A 634-nucleotide genomic window follows, 5' to 3' on the forward strand; every position below is an offset into this window, starting at 1 on the left:
TTACCATCAAGAGCAACGCCTAAGGCCAGATAGATAGCTTTGTTGATGATCTGCTTGTCCTGACGAACTTTGACGACAATGCAGTCTAAGTAGACGATAGGATAGACGCTGCTCAGTGGCCGGTTCTGCCAAGCGGTGATGTCATCCAAGATGTTGTCAGTGACTCTGGAAACCAAGCTGCTTGAGATGTCGACGTCGTAGATGTCCTTGATGGTTTCGACAATCTCAGTAGTGGTTTGACCTTTGGCGTAAAAGCTGATGATTTTGTCATCAAGACCTGAAATACGGGTTTGATGCTTACTGACAAGTACAGGCTCAAAGCTGCTATCACGGTCTCTTGGGGTGGAGATCTCAAGCTCGCCTGTGTCGCTACGGACTCTCTTTTTAGTGTGCCCATTGCGCTTATTAGGCCTGTCTGCCTTTTCATGCTTGGGGTAGCCGAGATGCTCTTCCATTTCTGCTTCTAAGGCAGTGTCGATGAAGGACTGCATGAGCTGCTTTTGAAAGTCTTTGATGTCATCGAAGCTTTTCATGCTGCTGGCCATTTGCTCAGCCAGTTTCTTGATGTCAGATTGAGTAGTCATTGCTTATTCTCCTGTTAGTGGATTATAAGCAGTTACACAGAGTTTGGGAA

Annotated in this window: 1 protein-coding gene; it reads right to left on the minus strand. The window is 46.5% G+C overall.

The genetic code is table 11. From position 1 onward, the window contains the following. A partial coding sequence (locus tag ACT3QN_RS13675) for an IS256 family transposase (RefSeq protein ID WP_444529300.1) occupies window positions 1–584 on the minus strand: 584 nt, incomplete at its 3' end. Window positions 585–634: the final 50 nt, after the last annotated feature.

Source organism: Psychrobacter sp. AOP7-C1-14 (assembly GCF_052376135.1).
In the GTDB taxonomy this organism is placed as follows: Bacteria; Pseudomonadota; Gammaproteobacteria; order Pseudomonadales; family Moraxellaceae; genus Psychrobacter.